20 protein-coding genes and 1 tRNA gene are annotated in these 20346 nt (G+C 70.5%); 9 read left to right on the top strand and 12 right to left on the bottom strand.

Annotated features, from left to right (window positions below; all coding sequences use genetic code 11):
* Positions 1–11 precede the first annotated feature (11 nt).
* The gene (locus tag AC156L_RS33510; protein ID WP_330881051.1) at positions 12–1655 is read right to left on the bottom strand and encodes a TM0106 family RecB-like putative nuclease; all 1644 of its coding nucleotides are present in this window, start codon (positions 1653–1655) and stop codon (positions 12–14) included.
* Positions 1656–1772: 117 nt separating this feature from the next.
* Between AC156L_RS33510 and AC156L_RS33505 the strand changes: the two genes are divergently transcribed.
* The gene (locus AC156L_RS33505; RefSeq protein ID WP_330881052.1) at positions 1773–2210 is read left to right on the top strand and encodes a DUF6474 family protein; all 438 of its coding nucleotides are present in this window, start codon (positions 1773–1775) and stop codon (positions 2208–2210) included.
* A 55-nt stretch (positions 2211–2265) separates the two neighbouring features.
* Here AC156L_RS33505 and AC156L_RS33500 read toward each other — a convergent pair whose 3' ends face one another.
* On the bottom strand, positions 2266–3930 hold the full coding sequence (locus AC156L_RS33500) for a BCCT family transporter (protein ID WP_330881055.1): 1665 nt from the start codon (positions 3928–3930) through the stop codon (positions 2266–2268).
* A gap of 126 nt (positions 3931–4056) precedes the next feature.
* Here AC156L_RS33500 and AC156L_RS33495 point away from each other — a divergent pair, with 126 nt between their 5' ends.
* From AC156L_RS33495 to AC156L_RS33480, 4 genes are read left to right on the top strand one after another with little or no spacing between them, the layout of a single operon-like run.
* A complete protein-coding gene (locus AC156L_RS33495) occupies positions 4057–4605 on the top strand; it encodes a hypothetical protein (protein ID WP_330881057.1) in 549 nt (182 codons plus the stop codon).
* 53 nt (positions 4606–4658) lie between these two features.
* Positions 4659–5408: a YcnI family copper-binding membrane protein gene (locus tag AC156L_RS33490; protein ID WP_330881059.1), complete on the top strand. Its 750-nt coding sequence runs from the start codon at positions 4659–4661 to the stop codon at positions 5406–5408.
* Positions 5405–5977: a copper resistance CopC family protein gene (locus tag AC156L_RS33485; RefSeq protein ID WP_330881061.1), complete on the top strand. Its 573-nt coding sequence runs from the start codon at positions 5405–5407 to the stop codon at positions 5975–5977. Before AC156L_RS33490 ends, AC156L_RS33485 begins: the two co-directional genes overlap by 4 nt.
* Positions 5977–6993 (top strand): copper resistance D family protein, encoded by a 1017-nt coding sequence (locus tag AC156L_RS33480; protein WP_330881063.1) that lies wholly within the window; start codon positions 5977–5979, stop codon positions 6991–6993. Before AC156L_RS33485 ends, AC156L_RS33480 begins: the two co-directional genes overlap by 1 nt.
* 106 nt (positions 6994–7099) lie before the next feature.
* Here the strand turns inward: AC156L_RS33480 and AC156L_RS33475 are convergent, their stop codons facing one another.
* From AC156L_RS33475 to AC156L_RS33465, 3 genes are all read right to left on the bottom strand, one after another.
* Complete coding sequence (locus AC156L_RS33475) at positions 7100–7399, bottom strand: hypothetical protein (RefSeq protein WP_484407596.1); 300 nt, start codon at positions 7397–7399, stop codon at positions 7100–7102.
* A gap of 131 nt (positions 7400–7530) precedes the next feature.
* Complete coding sequence (locus AC156L_RS33470) at positions 7531–8448, bottom strand: phosphotransferase enzyme family protein (protein WP_330881067.1); 918 nt, start codon at positions 8446–8448, stop codon at positions 7531–7533.
* 13 nt (positions 8449–8461) lie between these two features.
* On the bottom strand, positions 8462–9865 hold the full coding sequence (locus tag AC156L_RS33465; protein ID WP_414720098.1) for an NsdA family TPR-like regulatory protein: 1404 nt from the start codon (positions 9863–9865) through the stop codon (positions 8462–8464).
* Between the two features lie 194 nt (positions 9866–10059).
* On the opposite strand from AC156L_RS33465, the gene AC156L_RS33460 reads away from it, so the two are divergent.
* Complete coding sequence (locus tag AC156L_RS33460) at positions 10060–10383, top strand: hypothetical protein (RefSeq protein ID WP_330881069.1); 324 nt, start codon at positions 10060–10062, stop codon at positions 10381–10383.
* A 13-nt stretch (positions 10384–10396) separates the two neighbouring features.
* Positions 10397–10756, top strand: coding sequence for a hypothetical protein (locus tag AC156L_RS33455; protein WP_106185032.1), 360 nt, complete (start codon positions 10397–10399; stop codon positions 10754–10756).
* 243 nt (positions 10757–10999) lie between these two features.
* Here the strand turns inward: AC156L_RS33455 and AC156L_RS33450 are convergent, their stop codons facing one another.
* The 3 genes from AC156L_RS33450 to AC156L_RS33440 are packed head-to-tail and all read right to left on the bottom strand — an operon-like array spanning position 11000 to position 14288.
* Positions 11000–11791 carry an SDR family NAD(P)-dependent oxidoreductase gene (locus tag AC156L_RS33450; RefSeq protein WP_330881071.1) on the bottom strand — a complete coding sequence of 264 codons (792 nt, stop codon included), beginning with the start codon at positions 11789–11791 and terminating at the stop codon, positions 11000–11002.
* Between the two features lie 15 nt (positions 11792–11806).
* Positions 11807–13042, bottom strand: coding sequence for an MFS transporter (locus AC156L_RS33445; RefSeq protein WP_414720099.1), 1236 nt, complete (start codon positions 13040–13042; stop codon positions 11807–11809).
* A complete protein-coding gene (locus AC156L_RS33440) occupies positions 13020–14288 on the bottom strand; it encodes a GH1 family beta-glucosidase (RefSeq protein ID WP_330881076.1) in 1269 nt (422 codons plus the stop codon). The genes AC156L_RS33445 and AC156L_RS33440 overlap by 23 nt, the downstream gene beginning before the upstream one ends.
* Before the next feature lie 103 nt (positions 14289–14391).
* On the opposite strand from AC156L_RS33440, the gene AC156L_RS33435 reads away from it, so the two are divergent.
* Complete coding sequence (locus AC156L_RS33435; protein ID WP_414720100.1) at positions 14392–15039, top strand: TetR/AcrR family transcriptional regulator; 648 nt, start codon at positions 14392–14394, stop codon at positions 15037–15039.
* A gap of 260 nt (positions 15040–15299) precedes the next feature.
* Here AC156L_RS33435 and AC156L_RS33430 read toward each other — a convergent pair whose 3' ends face one another.
* Positions 15300–16487 (bottom strand): amino acid deaminase/aldolase, encoded by a 1188-nt coding sequence (locus AC156L_RS33430; RefSeq protein WP_330881080.1) that lies wholly within the window; start codon positions 16485–16487, stop codon positions 15300–15302.
* Positions 16488–16575: 88 nt separating this feature from the next.
* Here AC156L_RS33430 and AC156L_RS33425 point away from each other — a divergent pair, with 88 nt between their 5' ends.
* Positions 16576–17880: a D-arabinono-1,4-lactone oxidase gene (locus AC156L_RS33425; protein WP_330881082.1), complete on the top strand. Its 1305-nt coding sequence runs from the start codon at positions 16576–16578 to the stop codon at positions 17878–17880.
* Here the strand turns inward: AC156L_RS33425 and AC156L_RS33420 are convergent.
* From AC156L_RS33420 to AC156L_RS33410, 3 genes are all read right to left on the bottom strand, one after another.
* Complete coding sequence (locus AC156L_RS33420) at positions 17877–18506, bottom strand: NAD(P)H-binding protein (protein ID WP_330881084.1); 630 nt, start codon at positions 18504–18506, stop codon at positions 17877–17879. The genes AC156L_RS33425 and AC156L_RS33420 overlap by 4 nt on opposite strands.
* Before the next feature lie 14 nt (positions 18507–18520).
* Positions 18521–19138: a hypothetical protein gene (locus AC156L_RS33415; protein WP_330881086.1), complete on the bottom strand. Its 618-nt coding sequence runs from the start codon at positions 19136–19138 to the stop codon at positions 18521–18523.
* Positions 19139–20014: 876 nt separating this feature from the next.
* Positions 20015–20094: transfer RNA gene (locus AC156L_RS33410), tRNA-Leu, on the bottom strand.
* Positions 20095–20346 lie beyond the last annotated feature (252 nt).

The raw sequence follows: 20346 nt of genomic DNA, 5'->3' as shown, positions 1-20346 counted from the left end.
CCCGGCGACCCTCACAGGTCCCCGGCAAACGGCAACTCGTTGATCTCCTCGGACGACATCCAGTGCCGCAGGGCATGGGTAGCCCGGACATCATCCTCGTTGTACTCGACCAACCGCCGCCGCTGCACGTCATCGGGCGGAAGACCGTCCATCCCCACGGCGTCCCGGTACCAGCGCATGGAGTTCTCCCCACCGGCCTCGGGATCACGCCACCTGAACCCGGCCACGGGAGCGATCGTCTTCAACCCCTTCCCGTGCGCGCACAGGAACTCCTCCCGCACGATCCCGAACAGGTCCACCCAGGCGTCGGACTTGATGAACTCCCGAACCGCCGACACGGGCGGGATCCCCGGCATCCCCTTGAACCGCTCAGCGGACCCCAACAACCACCGGTTCTCCGCCAGCTCGTTGTAGCAGTAGGCCCGGAAGCTCAACCCCCGCGCCCGAGCCCGCAACCGAACCGCCGTCAACCAGGTCCAGAACTCCGCGAACGACCGCGCCTCGTCATCGCTGGGCACCGGGTCCCACGTCGCGAAGGCCCGGTACCCCGGCTCCTCGTCCACGTTCTCCCCGGACAGCCAGCAGCCCCACATGTAGGCCCCGAGGTCGCCGAAGCTCTCCATGTCGACGTCCACCTCGACGTCCGCCCTCGGCACCGTGAAGCTCTTCGACCGCCGCACGACCGTCAGGTCCCGCAGCCAAGCCCGAGCCAGGATCACCGCGTCGTCGAACGGCATCCCGACGAGCTGGAGCAGGGGCTTGCCCCCGATCGACAGCTCGGCGAGCTGGTCCACGGTCGTCACGCCGACCTTGCGCAGCGCCACGGCGTCCTCGCCGCGGGCGACCAGGCTGACGTCGCGGGTCGACTTCAGCTCGTCGTCGCAGATCGGCCACCACGGGCACGACTTGCACTCCACGATCCGCGACGGCTTCGCGAGCGGCTCGTCACCCCGGTCGGCCGCACCCGCCACGGCGAGCCGGTCGGAGAACCTGGCGTCGTACTCCGACAGCGCCGTGCGCCCACCGGGCCACGTCGCCGCCTCCAGGTCGTGCCACACGACGACGTCCGCGTCCATGCCGATCACGCCCGCCACCGCCCGACCGTGCTTGGCGAACCCGGAGGCCTGGAGCTGGCGCTGCGCGTGCGCCAGCCGGAGCTGGTCGCGCGGCTGCGGCCGGACCTTGCGCGACGGGTCGACGCGGGCGCCGTTGGGCAGGGGGTGCGACAGCGGCGACGTGCGGGCGCCCTGACCGGGGTCGCTGGTCTTGTGCCGGACCACGAGCACCGGCACGTAGCCGGTGGTGTCCTTGACCAGCAGGTCGATGCCGCCGCGACGGCCGCCGGTGAGGTCGCGCGGGAGGGCCGCGCCCCAGATGTACGGGGTGCCCATCCGCATCGCGGCGAGGGTCACGCGCTCGCGGTCGGCGGTGCTGATCTCCGGCCCGTGCGGGATCTCCATCAGCTCGGACCCGAACACCTTGGCCAGCGCCGACGCGACCTGGCGGCGGTGTTCGGTCGCGTCGGCCTTGCGCTGCTCACCCGCCGGGTCCGCGGGCGCCCTGACGACGTCGCGCATCGCAGGGTCGTTCTCTAGGTGCACCCGCCGCCGACAACGAGTGACCACGCCGGCGTCTAGCTGCACCTGGGAAGTCACTGGTGAAGGGTATGCCGCGCCCGCACCGGGCGTGCGCGCAACCTGCGGAGTCCAGTGGATCTTTTGTGCTCCGGGCGCAGGTCGGCTCTACTGTTCGGGTAGGAGGTGGCGCCAACCATGGCACGCAAAGCACTCGGTCCCCGGCTCACGCCAGCCAAGGCGAAGAACCTGCTGGGTGTGGCCAAGGTCGTCGGTCCGGTCCTGATCCCGGTGCTCGCGCCGTTCGCCGCGAAGGCGGCGAGCGCGGTCAGCGACCGGTACGACCACTACCGCGCCCGCAGGCTGGGCGTCGGCATCGAGGAACTGACCAAGTACACCGGCAAGGGCGCGCGGCTGCACGCGCGCATCGCGGGCTTCGCGCAGGCGTTGGACGAGCTGCGCGCGAAGGACCCCGACTACGTGACCACCACCGAGTCGCGCCTGGTCAAGCTGGCCGCGGCCGTGCGCGCGTCCGAGCGGATGCCGACGGCCAGGCGCAAGGCGGCCCACCGCGCGGTGAGCGCCGACCTGGACGCCCTGGAGACCGAACTGCTGCGCAGGCTGGGCGTTTCCTGAGCGAGGTGGCGCCCCCGGTCCGGGGCGCCACCTCGCTCAGGTCGACGGCACCGGGTCAGCGCTTCGCGGTGACCTGTTCGACGGCCCGGAGCGCGGCCTCCTCGGGTCCGAGTTCGGCGGTGGCCCGCTCCATCACCTCGGCCACCCGTTCCTCGCGCCTGATCAGCGGGTCGCTGCGCAGGTCCTTGGCCAGCGAGACGCACAGGCCGATCATGATCACCAGGAACGGCAGCGCGGCGATGATCGTGAGGTTCTGCAGCCCCGTCAGCGCGTTCGACCCGCCGACCAGCAGCATCACCGCCGCCACGGCACCGGTCAGCACACCCCAGAACACGACGACGCGCTTGTCGGGCCTCATCGAGCCCCTCTGGGAGAGCGTGCCCATCACGATCGACGCGGCGTCCGCGCCGGACACGAAGAAGATGGCCACGAGCAGCATCACGACGACGCCGGAGACGGCGGCCAGCGGGAAGTTGTCCAGCAGCGAGAACAGCTGGCCCTCGGGCGTCGCCTGACCGGCGATGTCGACCCCGGAGCGCTGGGTGAAGATCGCCGTGCCGCCGAGGATCGCGAACCACACCACGCTGACGCCGCTGGGCACCAGGATCACGCCCGCCACGAACTGGCGGATGGTGCGACCGCGGCTGATCCGGGCGATGAACATGCCGACGAACGGCGTCCACGAGATCCACCAGGCCCAGTAGAAGATCGTCCAGCCGGACAGCCAGGTCTGCATCGCGTCACCGCCGGACGCGGCCGTGCGGCCCGCCATGTCGGCCATCTCGCGGACGTAGTCGCCGAGCGCCGTGGGCACCAGGTTGAGGATGAACACCGTCGGGCCGACCACGAAGATGAACGCGGCGAGCACCACGGCCAGCACCATGTTGATGTTGGACAGCCACTGGATGCCCTTCGACACACCGGACACGGCCGACGCGACGAACGCGGCGGTCAGCACCGCGATGACACCGACCAGGACGGCGTTGCCGACCTCACCGGCCCACCCCGCGACCTCGAGACCACTGCCGATCTGCAACGCGCCGAGCCCGAGCGAGGCGGCCGAGCCGAACAGCGTGGCGAAGATCGCCAGCACGTCGATCGCCCTGCCCGCCGCGCCGTTCGCGCGCTTCGCACCGAGCAGCGGCGCGAACGCGGCGCTGATCAGCTGGCTGCGACCGCGGCGGAAGCTGCCGTAGGCGATGGCGAGGCCGACGACCGCGTAGATCGCCCACGGGTGCAGCGTCCAGTGGAACATCGTGGTCGCCATCGCGGTCTGCACCGCCTGGTCGGAACCGCCCTCGACGGTGCCCGGCGGCGGCTTCACGAAGTGCGTCAGCGGCTCGTTCACGCCGTAGAACATCAGGCCGATGCCCATGCCCGCGCTGAACATCATCGCGACCCACGAGATGGTCCTGAACTCCGGCTTCTCGTCGTCCTTGCCGAGCGGGATCCGGCCGTAGCGGCTGAACGCCAGCCACAGCGCGAACACCACGAACCCGGAGGCGGTCAGCACGAACGCCCAACCGAGGTTCCCGATGATCCAGGAAAGGGAGGTTTTGGAAGCCGAGGCGAGGGAATCCGTACCGAAGACGCCCCAGACGACGAAGCAGAGGGTGATGCCCGCGGCGACGCCGAACACCACCTTGTCGGTGCGAGCCGGACGTTCGGCCAGTTCAGCCGACGGCTCGCCGGGTAGGGGTCGTTCGAGCGGCGTTGTCACACCTGGCCTCCTGAGCTGTTGCCTGTCAACGTTGCGACACTGCTTCCGGTTAGCCGGTACCCGTTCACCTGAACACCCAAACACGGCGGCTTACGTCCGTGCGGGTTGTTCTCCTACTCTCATGACGTGACCCCCCGGCCCGCACCCACCCGCGCAGCGCGCGGTCTGCTGCTGGCCGTGACGTCCGCGTCACTCAGCGTGGCTGCTCACGGTGCCGCGGGCGGGAGCCTGTCGGAGTTCACCCCCGTGCTGCCGTTGGTGCTGCTCATCGCCGGTGCGGCGACCGCGCTGGCCGACCGCCGCCGGAGCCCGCTGACGATCGTCGCCGCTCTCGGGGTCGCCCAGCTCGCTCAGCACGAGATGCTCGGCCTCGCCCACCACCACAGGGCGCCGTCCGCGGGCCTCGGGTTCGACACCGGGCAGATGACGACCGCGCACGTGGTCGCCGCGCTGGCCACCGGCCTGCTGCTGGCCAGGGCCGATTCCGCGCTGGTCTCCCTGGTCGACGCGGTGTCCCGCCTGCTGCCGAGGACGCTCACCCCCGGCCCGGTCCGCCTCGCGCCCCGCTCCACCGCCGTCCGCCCCGCCGCGGGCGCCCAGCTCATCGAACTCCTCCTGCGGATCGTGAACGGTCGTCGCGGGCCACCCGTAGTCCTGGTCACCCGAGTCCCCTAGACACTCCGGTCTACCCCAGGAGCTACCTCAAGATGTCGACAAATCGATTTGGCGTGCGCACGGTGGCCCGCGGCGCGGCCGTCCTCTCCGCGGCGGGCGTGCTCGCCCTCTCCACGGCGGGGCTCGCGTCCGCCCACGTCACGGCCTCCACCCCCGGCCCCGCGACCAAGGGCGGCTACACCAAGGTGACCCTCCGGGTCCCCAACGAGCGCCCCGACGCGGGCACGGTGAAGCTCCAGCTCACCCTGCCCCCCGAGTACCCGCTGGCCTCGGTCAGCAGCAAGCCGGTGCCCGGCTGGAAGGTCGAGGTCGTCAAGGCCAAGCTGGCCAAGCCGATCACCAGTCACGGCAAGGAGATCACCGAGGCCCCCAGCACCGTGACCTGGACCGCCGACCCCGGCGTCCAGATCGAGCCCGGCCAGTTCAACGAGTTCGACCTGTCCGTCGGCCCGCTGCCCGAGGACACCGACCGCCTGCTCCTGCCGACGACGCAGACCTACAGCAGCGGTGAGGTCGTCGCCTGGGACGCTCCCCCGGCCGCCGAGGGCGCCGACGAGCCCGCGAAGCCCGCGCCCGTGCTGAACCTGGTCGCCAAGGCCGGTGGCGCGGACGCCCACAACGCCTCCGCCACCGCGGCGGGCTCCGACGAGCACTCCGACAGCGCCGCGGGCACGAGCGCGGGCACCGACACCACCGCCCGCTACCTGGGCGGCGCGGGACTCGTGGTCGGCGCGCTCGGCCTCGGCTTCGGCGCGGGCGCCGTCCTGCGCTCCCGTCGCAGCACGGGGAAGCCCGCGGCATGAGGCGCGGGTTCTCCTTCGTCCTGGCCTGCGCGGTCGCCTGCGCGACGATGCTCGGCCTCGCGGGCCCGGCACTCGCGCACAACGTGCTGATCAGCAGCGACCCGCTGGCGGGCTCGTCCGTCGAGGCCGGACCCGCGACGGTCTCGCTGACGTTCGACCAGCCGGTCAACGGGGGCCCCGGCCTCAACGCGATCTCGGTGACCAGCCCCGACGGCGGTCACTGGGAGGGCGTCGGGGAACCGACCGTCAAGGACAACGTCGTCTCGCTCCCGCTGAGGCCGCTCGGCCCGGCGGGCGAGTACACCGTCAGCTACCGGATCCTCTCGGCGGACGGCCACCCCGTGGCCGACTCGCTGAAGTTCACCCTCACCAAGGCCGGGACGGGAACGCCCGCTCCGGCCGACGAGGTGGCGGCGACCGACCCGGCGTCCACGCCCGCGGCGAGCACCAGCACCGAGTCCGGTGGTGGCGTGCCCATCTGGGTGTGGATCGTGGGCGCCGTGGTGCTGCTCGGCGGCGGCGTGTTCCTGGCGCTGCGCGGCGGCGTCAAGGAGGACCAGCAGCAGTGATGACGAACTGGACCGCCGCTCCCACCAGGTACCACGTCCTCGGCGGCCTCGTCGCGGGCGGAGTGGCCGGCGTGCTGCTCGGCCTCGCGCTCTCGACCACGACGACCGTGGTCGGGATCGCCGAGGCGGGACCGGTGGTCCAGTTCCTCCACCCGCTGGTGCGGGTGCTGCTCGACCTGTCCGCGACCGTCGTCGTCGGCCTGAGCCTGCTGCCCAAGCTGCTCGGCTTCACCAGGCCGACGGTCACCGAACCGGTGCTGCGGATCGCCCGGCCCGCCGCGGTGGTCGCCGCCGCGGTCTGGGTGCTCACCGCGCTGCTGTCCATCGTGATCAGGGCCTACCAGGTCCGCCCTGGTCAGCCGCTCACGATGGGCAGCGTCGTCGACTACGTGCAGCGCGTCGCCGCGGGCCAGGGCCTGCTGTTCAGCGCGGTGTGCGCGACGGCCTACCTGTGGGTGGGCTCGCTCGCCGCCCGCAAGGGCGAGACGGTGCCCGCCGAGCTGCGGATCCTGATCGCCATGTTCGGCCTGCTGCCCCTGCCCGTGACCGGGCACGCGTCGAACTGGGAGTTCCACGACTACTCGATGATCTCGATGGAGCTGCACGTCCTCGGCGCCGCGGCGTGGACCGGTGGTCTCGGCGCGCTGATCGCGCTGGTCGCCCACCGCAGGGGCCTGCTGGCCGACGCCCTGCCGAAGTTCTCCAAGCTCGCCACGATCAGCCTCGTGCTGGTGACCGCGACCGGCCTGTTCAACGGCCTGCTGGAACTCGGCCTCAACCCCGTCGTCTCGCTGCCGGGGTCGCTGTTCACCACGTCCTACGGGCTGCTGCTGATCGGCAAGGCCGTGTGCGCGGGGGCGTTGGCGCTGCTCGGGGCCAACATCCGGTGGCGGCTGCTGCCGCACATCGCCAGGCACCGGCCGACGGCGGTCTTCGGCTGGGCGGCCGTGGAACTGACGATCATGGGGGTCGCGTTCGGCCTCGCGGTGGTCCTCGCGAGCGCACCGGTCGCCTGACCGGCCCGATTCGACGTCCGGGGGAAAACAGCAGGTGAACGAGGGCCAACCGGATGATCACACTCGCCGAGCGGTAACCCTGGCGCGCTGAGCTGCGGTTCCGGGGTCAGTCGTTGATCAGCCGCGCGGTCGGGTCCTCGCGCAGCCTGCCGAGCTGCTCGATGGCCAGCTGACCGCGCCGGTCGAGTTCCCTGGCGTCGATCCAGCCGTTCGCGAAGTACCGGTAGTCCTGGGCGAGCTTCACGAGTTCGGCCAGGTAGTCGGCCGAACGGCGGCGGCGCTCCTCGCCGAAGGCGGCGAGCAGCGGCAACTGCGTGTCGACGACCTCGTCGAGCAGACGGGCTGACCTGAGCGCGCGACGCGCGCGCCACCGCCTCATCCCCATCCGAGTCACGATCTCACGCATCGGTGACCTACCTACCTCGCCATCAGAACCGCACCGGGCACTCTACGGGCGCCGCAAAAATGCGCCCTACCCTGCCAACGTCGGAAATCGACGGGCGGGCGTTACCGGTTCGTGGCCCAGCAGACAGGTCCTCAGCGGTAGGGCGACCACCTGGCGGCGGTGTCGCCACGCCGGAGCGAGGTGAGGCGTCGGCGCAGCTCAGAGCGGGCGCCGGGGTGGCTGCGCAAGATCGGCAGCGCGCTGGTGGTGAGTTTCAGCTCACGCAGGTCGCGGAGCACCGGAAATCCATCCCAGCGGGTGACGTCGAAGCGGTAACCCCGGACGAGCTGCCGCTGCCACCGGGGAGAGTGGCCGAATCTCGCCACCCCGACCGGCAGGGAACTCAGGTCCCACTCGCGGGGGCCGGTCGACGTCGAGTCGAAGTCGCACAGCACCGGGCCGGACCTGCTCGCGATCAGGTTGCCGAGGTGCGCGTCGCCGTGCAGAACGCCCCGCGGGAGCACCGGTCGCAGCCCCGACAACCGCTCGGCGAGCGAAGCGCACCGTTCTTGCAGGAAGGAGCGGTCCGGATCGGACAGTTCTTCCGCATCGGCGAGTCGACGCCGCACGTCGTCGAGCGGTGCCCACTCGGGCAGTTCGAACGGTGGCGCGGGCAGTTCGTGGAGCCTGCGCAGCACCCGCGCGAGGTCTCGACCGTCGAGTGCGCGACCTGGTTGGACGGGGCCGGGAACGTGCTGCCAGAGGGTCGCGAGGTGGTCGCCCACGACCACCGGCGACGGGAATCCGGGCAGGAGGCGGACCGCGGGAACGTCGTGCTCGGCCAGCCACGCGGCGACCCTGACGACCTTGGCGGCGCGGTGCCGCAGCCGCGTCGAGCCGACGATCCGCACCACCGCGCGCTCGGCGGGGAGCTCGAAGACGGCGTTGCTGGTGAACTTCAGGAGCCTCGCACCGCGGTGGTCCAGCCCGTGCTCGGCGCACAGCCTCCGCAGTGCGTCAGCCAACTTCTCCCTGGTGAACCGACCGTCGAGGGTGACCGTCGAGGACATCAGGAACCCGATCTCACGCCGCGGTGTCGCTGCCGGTGAACTTGGCAAGGCGGTCCGCCAGCTCACGGGCATCGGGGTTGTTGCGGCGCTTGTCGGCCTCGCGCAGCAGGGGCTTCATGCGGTCCTTGGTGCGGATGGACTTCAGGCCCTCGGACAGGTCGACGGCCTGGCGGCCGACCTTCGCGCCGTGGTCGACGTCGCCCTCGATGAGGTGGTTGATCGACAGCGAGGTCAGGTTGAACGACCGGTTGCGGGTCATGTCCTCGCCGAAGCCGTTGACGGCCTTGGACAGCGCGGGGATCGCGGTGCGCGTGTACTTCGGGTCCACCGTCTGGGCCAGCTCCGTGTGCACCGTGCCGATCATGGACGACAGGTCGATCTCGGTGAAGAACTTGGCCCAGGCGGGCGCTTCGCCGACGTTGGCCCTGGCGAACTCGTCACGGGCGCGACCCAGCAGCTTGATGGCCTGGTCGTCCGAACCCATCTTCGCGTAGGCCCACGCCTCGTTCGCGCAGAGGATGCCGACGGCCAGCTCGGAACCGGAGTTCTGCGCGGCCAGCTGGCCGAGCTGGAACACCTTGAGCGCGTCGTCCGGAGCGTCCTGGTGCAGGTACACCCGGCCCATCCGGTAGAGGATGTTCGCCACCAGCGCCTCGTTGCGGCCCTGCTTCGCGAGGTCGAGCGCCTGCCCGAAGTGGTTGCGGGCGGAGTCCATGAGACCGGTGTCGAACGACGTCCACCCGGCCAGGTTGTGCAGGTCGGCGAGAGCCACGAAGAGCCGCTCCCGCACCAGGTCCGTCGCGTTCGCGCCGAGCATCTGCTGGCCCCACGACAGCTGGGCCACCACTGCGTCGCGACAGGAGCCGCCGCCGTACTGGTAGTCCAGCGCTCGCAGGGCGCGCGTCGCCGCTTCCACCTGTCGGACGTCGGTCATGCCGATACGTCCGGGGGCCGGAGTCTGTGTGGGGTTGGAAACCCACGACCCGGAGTCCGTGCCGAGCACGGCCGCGCCGACTGTCACGGCGGCGGCGTGCGCGAGGAACTTCCGACGCTTCACCGACTCGTCCTCCTCAGAATTGGGTGAGTCCGCGGTTGCGGCCACCCGTACTGCCGTTGCCTCGTCGTAGGCGAGGCCCATGTACCCCCTCGGAACGCCCAGGCCCATGGCGATCCGCGTCAGGACGTCGTAGGCCATGACCTGACGACCCTTGAGGATCTCCGAGACCTCGGACTGCGACTGACCCGTCAGCGCCGCGATCTGGCGCTGCGACACACCATGTCGGCGGAGCAGTCGGTAGACCGAGCTGATCTCCCGCCGAGCGAGCGCGTCCCGCATCTCCTGCTGGTCCCAGACCTCGGAACTCACAGGAGCACCTTGCGAACCGATGGTGTTCAATTTCGCCGCCTCACAGTCCATTGGGCGTCAACGGCAGAGTAGGGGCACTCCCCCAACTGCGAGAAGTGCCGATCGGCAGAGCTGATCGGCTCTACCGAACTCCACTGACCGCTCGTCGTGGAACTTCCACCGGCCAGCGTTTTGACGTCCCGATCTGAGATGAATCATCGCAATCTAAGTTCCGGTAAGCGAGTGAGCACGGAGAGGAACACCAAGTGGACCTGATCGAGCGGGCGGTGACCACCACACGTGGTGGCTCGGCAGAGCCTGCCGTCGCCACGGTGTCCTCCCCGTCCACCCTGTCCGTCCAGGAGTCGAACGACCTTGGCTCCGGATGGCGCGGTTCGACTGGGCAACGTCGTTGGTGGCGGATCCGCTGCAACGACGTGGTCGACCGTGAGCGCTGCCTCACCGTTGTGGTGGACGAGGACCGCGTGGTCCTGGTCGGCCCCCCCGGTGAGACCGCGGTGCTCTCGGCCGACCAACTCGTACAGCTCAGGGCTGCGCTACGCGAAGCCGCCGAGCAGGCGGAAAGGTGACGGTGACGTTTCGATGGACGAGATCCTTGGACAAGTCCTCCGCAACGCGGTGTGGGAGCGACTGGACCTGCTCACAGAGCTGGCCAGCCAGGCTGACGCCCCGTCCCTGCTCTCGGTGGCTCGATCCGAACTCCCCCGGCTGACCGAGGGATGGCGAGCGCTGCTCGCCGCGCACGAACCGGACGAGAAGGGCAACTGCCCTGAGTGCTCCAGTCGTTGGCGGCAGCAGAAGTCTCCTTGTTCGGTGTGGCGCGCCGCGTACGAACACCTGGTCGCGGGCGGCTTGGCCCCGCGCCCGGCTCGCCACCTGCGCGCAGCCCCGGTGACCCCTCCTGTCACCAGGTCTCGCCGCGCGGTGGTTCGAGCCCACTAACGGGCGGCCCCGGCCGTGTCGTTCCCCCGACACGACACGGCTGGGCCACCGCCTACTGGCCGGCGGTCCGGGACGTGCGACCCCCCGACCGCGACGAACGGATCGCCGGCCAGCTCCAACTGAACAACGAGACTTCCGCGGACTGGTGTTGTGCACCTTCCTCCCCGACCGACACCGGTCCGCGGACTCCACCTCGGCCCCGATGTGCGCACCTCCCGCGCGTGCATCGGGGCCGATTTCACGTCACCGGTGGGTGCCGGTCCTCCAGGCCAGGTAGTGGGTCAGCGTCGGGAACAGCCGCGACCCGACCTCGAAAGCCTTGAGCTGCCAGGGGAACACGACTTCAGCGCGGTCCTTCTCGACCACGGCGACGATGGCGGCGGCGACCTGCTCGGACGTCACGTCGGGGATCAGCCGCGAGATGCTCGGCATCCGGTCCTCGGCTCCGGGGTTGTTGACCCAGTACTGGCTGTTGACCTTGCTCGGGATCACCTCGCTGACCCCGATCCCGGTGCCGCGCAGGTCGAGCCGGAGCGCGGCGGTCAACCCGCGCAGCGCGAACCGCGCCGACGTGTAGCCGGTCGCGCCGGGGATCGGCATCCGCGAGATCGGCGAGTTCACGTTCACGATCCGGCCGGTTCCGCGCTCCCGCATGGCGGGCAGCAGTGCGCTGGTGAGCCGGGCCGCCGCGAGGTACGGCACCGAGGCCATCCCCAGCAGCTCGTCGGGTTCGGTCTCGTCCAGGAACAGCCACCGGCCGACGCCCGCGTTGTTCACCAGGACGTCCGGCGGCCCGAACTCGCCGAGGACGCGCTCGGCCAGCGCGGTGATCCGGGCACCGTCCGCGAGATCCGCGGCGTGGACGACGGCACGGCCACCGTTCGCGGTGATCCGTTCAGCGTGCTCGGAAAGCCCTTGGGCGCCGCGGGCCACGAGCACCACCCGCGCTCCCCTGCGCGCCACGAGTTCGGCGGTCGCGGCGCCGATCCCCTGGGAAGCCCCTGTGACCAGCACCGTCTTGCCGTCCAACCGCACGAACTACCTCCAGCACTAGGAAACGGACCTGACCCTGCTCACCAGGAACCCGGCGAGCAGGGTGGCGAGCGCCGACACCGCGAACAGCCCGCGGTAGCCGCCGAGGTTGGCGAGCACGACGGTCGTGAGCAGCGGGGCGACGACCTGCGGCAGCGCGTTCGCGATGTTGACCACGCCCAGGTCCTTCGCGCGGTCGGCGGCGGCGGGCAGCACCTGCGTGAGCAGCGCCAGCGCCACGGCCATGTAGACGCCGAACCCGACGCCGAGCAGCGGTGCGGCGATCAGCGCCGCGGTCCACGTCTGCCAGACGACGAGCAGCAGCGCGGCGGCGGCCATCACCGCGACGGCCAGGAAGACGAACGGCTTGCGCCTGCCCGAGCGGTCGGACATCGCGCCGAACACCACCGCGCCGACGACGAGCGCGGCGCCGTAGAGGCCCATGAGGACCAGCAGCCCGTCCTCCGGTGACGGGTGGTGGACCACGTCCGCCAGGAAGAACAGCAGGTAGAGCGTGCCGAACGCGTTGCCGAGGTTGATCATGAAGTGGCAGCCCCACGCCCAGGCGAAGTCGGGGTGCGCCTTCGGCGAGATCCACATCTCGTGCAGCACGAACCCCGGACGCAGCGCCTTCGGCAGCCTGACGTCGGGTGTGACGACGACGAACAGCAGCGCACCGACCACGACGATCGCCGCGCACGCCAGGTAGCCGTTCATCAGACCGGTCACCAGCAGCGTCACGACGACCGCTCCGAGCACGGTGCCGAGCATCTGGCTGATCCCGACCAGTCCGCCGACCGTCGCCCGCTGCCCGACCGGCACCTGGTCCGGCACCACGGAGGTCAGGCTGGCCAGCATCCCGTTCAGCCCCGCCTGGACCAGGCACCAGCCGATCGTCATCACGGTGGTGCTGGGCGCGCTCGCCAGCACGACGAGTCCGGCCGCGCCGATCAGCGCTCCCGCGAGCGTCCACGGGTGACGGCGGCCGAACCTCGACGTGGTGCGGTCCGACAGCAGGCCGATGACCGGGTTCGCCAGCAGCGCCGCGATGGCGCCCGCACCGGTGACCAGGCCGAACACCAGTTCCTTGTTGGCCCGGTCGAACAGTTCGGCCTGCTGCGGGAGCAGCACCTGGATGGGCGCGTAGATGCCGAGCCACAGCCCCAGGTTCGCGAGGAACAGCCACGTCATCCAGCTCCGGCGAACCGGGACCACCGGCTCGCCGAGCGCCTCAGTTGCCGCCGGAGACGACATCGCGGTACCACCGGTAGGAGTCGCGCGGTGTCCGTTCCTGCGTCTTGTAGTCCACGTGCACCAGGCCGAAGCGCTGGGAGTAGCCCGAGTCCCACTCGAAGTTGTCCATGATCGACCACACGAAGAAGCCGCGGACGCCCGCGGCGCGGGCCGCCCTGATGTGCCCGTCGAGGTAGTCGATCCGGGCCTGGTCGGCGAGGTCCTCCGGGTAGCTGCACCCGGACTCGGTGATGTAGACGGGCGGCAGGCGGTCGCCGTAGCGCTCCCGGAGCGAGGTCAGCATCTCCGTCAGGCCCTCCGGCACGACCGGCCAGCCGAACGAGGTCTTCGGGTACTCGTGGATCTCGATCCGCTCGAACGGCAGCGGCTCGCCCTCGGCGGTCGCCCGCAGCCGGGTCGGGTTGTAGTAGTTCACGCCGTAGAAGTCGAGCGGTGCGGCGATCTTGTCGAGGTCGCCGTCGACGATCGGGAGGAACGACGCGACCTCCTCCGGGTACGCCCCGGTGAGCTGCGGGTCCGCGAACATCCAGTTGTGGATGGTGTCGTAGAACCCGGCGGCGAACCGGTCCTCCGGGGAGTCCGACTCGGGCCACGCGGGTGAGTGGTTGTTCGCCGTGCCGACCGCGGCGGCGCCGTTCGCCCGCAGCGCTCCGACCGCCAGGCCGTGCGCGAGGTTCAGGTGGTGGGCGGCGGGCAGCGAGCCGAACAGGAGCGACTTCCCCGGCGCGTGCTCGCCGATCGCGTAGCCCGAAAGCGTGACGACGACGGGTTCGTTGACGGGGATCCAGAGTTTCACCCGATCGGAGAGCCGATCGGCCACGAGCGCCGCGTACTCGGCGAACCGCTCCGCGGTGCCGCGGCTCAACCAGCCGCCCTCGTCCTCCAGGACCTGCGGCGTGTCCCAGTGGTAGAGCGTCGCGACCGGGTCGATCCCGGCCTCCACGAGCCCGTCGACCAGCCGGTCGTAGAAGTCGAGCCCGGCGGCGTTCGCGGGGCCCTTGCCGGTCGGCTGCACGCGTGGCCAGGCGACGGAGAACCGGTAGGCGCCCACGCCGAGGTCCTTCATGAGGGCGATGTCCTCGGCGTACCGGTGGTAGTGGTCGCACGCCACCTCGGCGGTGTCGTCGTCCACGACGGGGGAGAATCGGTCCCAGACGGATCGACCGCGACCGCCTTCGGTGAACGCACCCTCGATCTGGAAGGCGGAGGTGGACACTCCCCACAGGAACTCGTCAGGCAACGTCATGCAACGCCTCCGGGTGGTTTTTCCTGGTCAAAACGTGAAAGTGATTCGGATAATAGGCGTGTTGCTGTTCACGGGGAAGTGCGAAACCCGTCGAGCAGGCACTATGGGAGTCCCAACGTCGTCGCATGGAGTCGCCGTGACCAGTTCCACCCCGCTGCGCCGCCAACCGGTGCAGCAACGGAGCGCCAAACGCGTAGAGCGGATGCTCGAAGCGTGCGCCTCGCTGATCGAGGAAGTCGGCTACGACGGGGTGACGACAACACTCATCGCCGAGCGCGCGGGAGTTGCCGTCGGCTCTCTCTACCAGTTCTTCCCGGACAAGCGCGCGGTGGTGCAAGCACTCACCATGCGCAACCTCGACAAGTTCATGGACACCATCACCGCCCGGTTCGCGAAGACACCGCTCGAACACTGGTGGGACGCCGTGGACACGATCTTCGACGCCTACGTCGGGATGCACCGCGACGTTCCGGCGTTCAGCAAGGTGCGCTTCGGCGACGCCGTGGACATGCGGCTGCTGGACGACAAGCGGGACAACAACGCCGTCATCTCCGACCGGATGGTGGAGCTGATCGCCGCCAAGTTCGGCATCCCGCTGGACGAGCTCCAACTGCCGATCGCCGTCGCCGTCCAGGCCGCGGACGGTGTGTTGGACCTGGCGTTCCGGATCGACCCGAACGGGGAGCAGCGGGTGCTGGACGAGGCCAAGTCGCTGATCCGCGGCTACCTGTCCACCCGGTTGCCGAAGTAGGCGGGACCCGGACGCCGCACCGGTCGGAGCACCCGACCGGTGCGGCGTCCGGGCGTGGTCACGCAGGGTGGGAACCGGCGTGGACGGCGTGCCGGATGAGGGGTTGTTCACAGCAGTTGTCCACAGGCTGTCCACAGGGGTTGTCCACAGCTGGCGAGCTGACGCCTATCCCTAGTGGGTCGTGGGGTCCGCGACCACTAGGGCTAGGCCCCTCCGGTCTCGACCGTGGTGTTCTGGAACACTTGTTGCAGGTCAGGGTGTTAGCCGAAGCTCTGGCCCTCGCCGCGGTAGGTGGGCACCGTGCGTTCGACGTCGTTGCCCGCGAGCAGGTGCACGTGGGTGAAGCGCTCCGCGAGTTCACCCGCTTTCGCGTGACGCATCCACACCCTGTCACCCAGGCGCAGCGCGTCCGCGGCCTTGCCCACCACCGGCGTCTGGACCTCGCCCGCTCCCTCCAGGGGGAGGGTCGCCAGGCCTTCCGGCAGGTACGGGCTCGGCTGGCGGTCCGGGGTGGCCGTGCCCGAGGCGATGTAGCCGCCCGCGAAGAGGGTGGCGGTGTTGCGGGCCGGGCGGCGGACCACCGACAGCGCGTACAGGAACGCGGGTTTCGGGTGGAACCTCCGGTAGGCGTCGAACAGCGTCGGGCCCACCAGACCCGAGCCCGCCGCCAGCTCGGTCACCGACGGGTCGGAGCCGGTGACCTCCAGGCTGCCGGTGCCGCCGCCGTTGACGAACTCCAGGTCGGCGATCCGGCGGACCGCCGCCACGGCCGCGCTGCGGCGTTCGATCAGCTCCGCGGCCGAGCGCTTCTGCATCCAGTGCACCACCGCTCCGCGCAGCGGTTGACCGGGCGGGTTGTCGCCCAGTCCGGCGATCTGGCCCTCGTAGGCCATGACGCCGACGAGGGTGAAGCCCGTGCGGCTCGCGATCCGGCGGGCCAGTTGGCCCGCGTCGCGGGCGGTGTGGACGGGTGACCTGCGCGAACCCACGTGCAGGCCGGGCAGCGGACGCCAGGAGACGTCCAGTTCCAGGCAGATGCGGATCGTCGGGTGGTGGGCGCCCAGCGCGGCGTCGATCAGGTCCAGGTGGTCCAGCGAGTCGATCATCAGCGTGACGCGGCGGAGCGCGGTCTCGTCCTTGGCCAACCCGCGGAGCGCGCCGTGGTCGACGGTCGGGTACGCGACCAGCAGGTCCTCGCTGAGGTCGTGGCCGGACAGCCAGAGCGCCTCGGGGAGGGAGTAGCACATGACACCCGCGTAGCCGGGCTTCGACAGGACGCGTTGCAGCAGGTCACGGACCCGGACCGACTTGCTGGCGACCCTGATCGGCCGGCCACCCGCTCGGCGGACCAGGTCCGCCGCGTTGTGGTCGAACGCGTCCAGGTCGACGATCGCGAACGGAGGATCGAAGTCCTTCGTCGCCGTGTCGAGGCGGGTTCGGCTCTGCATGGCTTTACGGTACGTCCTCGAACCTTGAAATGTGAATAGCTTTCACCTACGGTTCGTATCGTTCGTCACAGTGCGAGGAGGGGCGTGCATGAAGGCCCAGTGGACCAACTGGGCGGGCACCGCGTCCGCCTCGCCGCACCGGGTCGAGCGCCCGGCCAGCACCGACGCCATCGCGCACGCGATCACGTCCGCGCGAGCGGACGGGAGGTCCGTGCGGCCACGGGGCAGCGGGCATTCGTTCTCCGAGATCGCGGTGGCGCCCGGTGTCGCGCTCGACCTGGACGCCTGGACGGGGATCATCTCAGCCGACGCCGCATCCGGCCTGGTCGAAGTCCGGTCGGGCACCACGATCGCGCAGCTGAACGCCGGTCTCGAACGGCTCGGCCTGGCGATGGCGAACCTCGGCGACATCGACGCGCAGACGATCTCCGGCGCGATCTCGACCGGCACCCACGGCACCGGTGCGAAGCTCGGCGGGCTGTCCACGCAGGTCGAGTCGCTCGAACTCGTGCTGGCCGACGGCTCGGTCACCTCGTGCTCGGCGAACGAGAACCCCGACCTGTTCAACGCCGCCCGGCTCGGCCTCGGCGCGCTCGGCGTGATCAGCACCCTCACCCTGAGGTGCGTGCCCGCGTTCGTGCTGCACGCCCGCGAGACGACCGGTCACCTCGACTGGATCCTGGAGGAGTTCGACGACCTGACCGCGGTCGAGGACCACGTCGAGTTCCACTGGTTCCCGCACGGCGACGGCGTCCTGGTGAAGCGCAACAACCGGGTGCCCGACGACCACGAGGCCCGGCCGCTGTCCAGGCTGCGCCGGTTCTACGAGTACGAGGTCATGGAGAACACCGTCTTCGGCCTGGTCACACGGCTCGCCCGCGCGGTGCCGCCGACCGCTCGTCCGCTGACCAAGCTGTGCGCGGCGGCGCTGTCCGAGCGGGTCTACAGCGACCGGTCGCACCGCGTCTTCGTGTCACCGCGGCGAGTCCGGTTCGTCGAGTCCGAGTACGCCGTGCCGAGGGAAGCGCTGCACGAGGTCGTCCGGGGGCTGCGGGCCGCGGTGAAGAAGCTCGACCACGGCGTGATCGTGCCGGTCGAGGTCCGCACCGCCCAGGGCGACGACATCTGGCTGTCCACCGCGTCCGGCCGCGACTCGGCCTACATCGCCGTGCACCAGTTCCTCGGGATGCCCTACCGCGAGTACTTCGACGCGTTCGAGCGGATCGCGACCTCGGTCGGCGGCAGGCCGCACTGGGGCAAGATGCACACGCTCGGGGCCGGAGCGCTGCGTGAGCGCTACCCGCACTTCGACGACTTCCGCCGCGTGCGGGACGAGGTCGACCCCGAGCGCGTCTTCACGAACCCGTACCTGGACCGGGTGCTCGGCGCCTAGACCGGAGCGTCGCCGCTGATCACCTCAAGGGTCTTCCCGACCGTCTCAGGCCTGTCCAGCAGGGCCAGCACGACGGCGGCGACGTCAGCACGCGGGATCGAACCCCTGGTGACCTTCTCGGCCAGTTCAACGCGACCGGTGGCCTGCTCGTCCGTCAGCGCTCCGGGGCGCAGGATCGTCCAGTCGAGGTCCCGCGCCCGCAAGTCCTCCTCGGCGGCGCCCTTCGCCTTCAGGTACACGGCGAACTCGGGCGACACCGACGGGTCGTCCGCCTTGTCGATGCCCATCGAACTGATCTGCACGAAGCGCCGCACACCCGCCTGCTCGGCGGCTGCGGCGAACAGCGCGGCCGCGTCGCGGTCGACGCTCCCCTTGCGGTCCGGCCCGCTTCCGGGTCCCGCGCCTGCGGCGAACACCGCGGCGTCGGCGCCGGTCAGGTATTCGGTCACGGCAGCGACGTCGGCTGCTTCCAGATCGCAGTGAACAGGTACCGCACCGGCCGTCCACACGTCCGAGAAGTGGTCGGGGTTGCGCACCAGCGCGGTGGCCGAACCCCCTCTGGCGGCGATGAGCCGCTCCAACTCCAACGCGATCTTCCCGTGGCCGCCGGCAATCACTACTCGCATGCCTCGACCGTAGGTCAGGAAGCGGTCGCCAGCACCTGCTCGTAGACGAGCTCGTTGACCCAGCGGGTGGTCGCGGTGTCCTCGACCGGCACGTGCTCGTTGCGACCCGCGACGTCGGTCGTGACGTTCGACTCGGTGTCCGCCATCAGCACCGAGACGCCGTAGCGGCGGACGCGGGGCAGGCAGTTGGTCAGGTAGTCGTGGGTGAAGGCGACCGACGTCGGCAGGACGACCGCGGCGTTGCCGTAGCGGGCGAACGGCACGGCGGAGGCGAGCGCGGTGCGCCAGTGGCGGGCCACGGCCAGGACGCCGACGATCTTGACGGCCGACGGGGGGACGCGACCCTCCATCTCGGGCCACACCCAGGTGGACACCGTGGTGCGGTCCGCCTCGGGGCCCGCTCCCACGCACACCCGCTCGGCGTGGGCGTCGGCCATCAGCTCGGCCACGACGACCACGCGGCGACCCATCAGGACCATCTCGGGCAGCACGACCCCGTGCCACCCCAGTCGGATGGCCGCGGACGCGGCGAGTTCCTCGGCGGTGCCGGGAAGTTCGGGAACCGGAACAGCAGTGGCCGACAGCGCCCGTGTGTCACCGGGAACCGCGATCCGTGCTGGTGTGCTGCTCACGCCAGGGCCTCCTCGGGAATCACGGTCGGGAAGTCCGCCGTGTTTCGACTCGTGCTCTGGATAATGGGTACCAGGAGGAACCGGCCGTGCCTGCGGGTCGAACGGGGCCCTGCGATCGGCGGCGTCGAGCGGTCGGTGACCGGTAGATAGCCCTCCTGGGGAGTTCGGCCCGACCATGCTGCCGTCCGGGTGATGCCGACGTGGGCGGTTGTGCCGAAACCCGTGCTGACAGTAGGCGTGGATCGCCTCCGGTAACCCGCTCGTCAACGGTCCGCGGGCCGACCGTCGAACCGCTTGTCGACCGTTCAGCGCGCCAAATCGACCGGACGACGTGAGAAGCGCTGGTCAGGTGACCGGGACCGGCTCGCCCGGAGCGCCGGTCACCGGTGCCGCCGACGCCGGAACCTGCGGGAACGCGGGCAGCCCGGTCGCCGCCGACGGCTTTTCGGCCCAGGGCGTTCACCCCCGCGGTCGCGAGCCGGACGAGTGCACCTCCGGGACGCGGTACCGGCTAGGGGAGCGCGACCGGCTTCGGTTTTCCGTCGTCCTCCGCCGACCGCGAACGTCCGACTATGTCGTCCGTCACTCGACCGGGTGACTGAGATCACGCATGCCGGAACCGAATCGGGTGCGGACGGGACGATCGAGGAACTCCGGACCGCCACCGGGGGGTACACCGGCGCGAATGGCCCAACCAGTGCAGACCAATCACCGTCGGGCCCGACCACGGGTGCGCGGGAGGCCCCCGCGCGGAGGTGATCACCCCGCGGACCTGGCCCAAGATCGCTGGTGGCGACCGGGCAAGGCCATCACGAGGACGAATGCCAGAAGGCCCTTGACCGCGTACTCTGCGGTCAAGGGCCTTCTGGGTAAGGATGGGCGAGGGGGGAGTTGAACCCCCACGTCCTTTCGGACACAGCGACCTCAACGCTGCGCGTCTGCCATTCCGCCACTCGGACTGAGTGCGCCCGGTGACGTGCACCGGACGCCGACGACTGTAGCGAACTCCTCGGCGGACTACGGTCGGGCGTCCGGATCGACGACGGGAGCGCGGCATGACCCAGGTGGACCCGCAGGAGGAGGTCGTCGAGCTGTGCCGCGACCTGATCCGGTTCGAGAGCGTCAACGACGGCACGGGCCGTGGCAAGGGCGAGCGCGAGGCGGCCGAGCACGTCGCCGGGCTGCTGGCCGAGGTCGGCCTCGAGCCC

The sequence above is a fragment of the Umezawaea sp. genome (genome assembly GCF_057122925.1).
The sequence above is the reverse complement of the archived record's forward strand: the minus strand, read 5'-3'. Positions and strand labels throughout refer to the sequence as shown.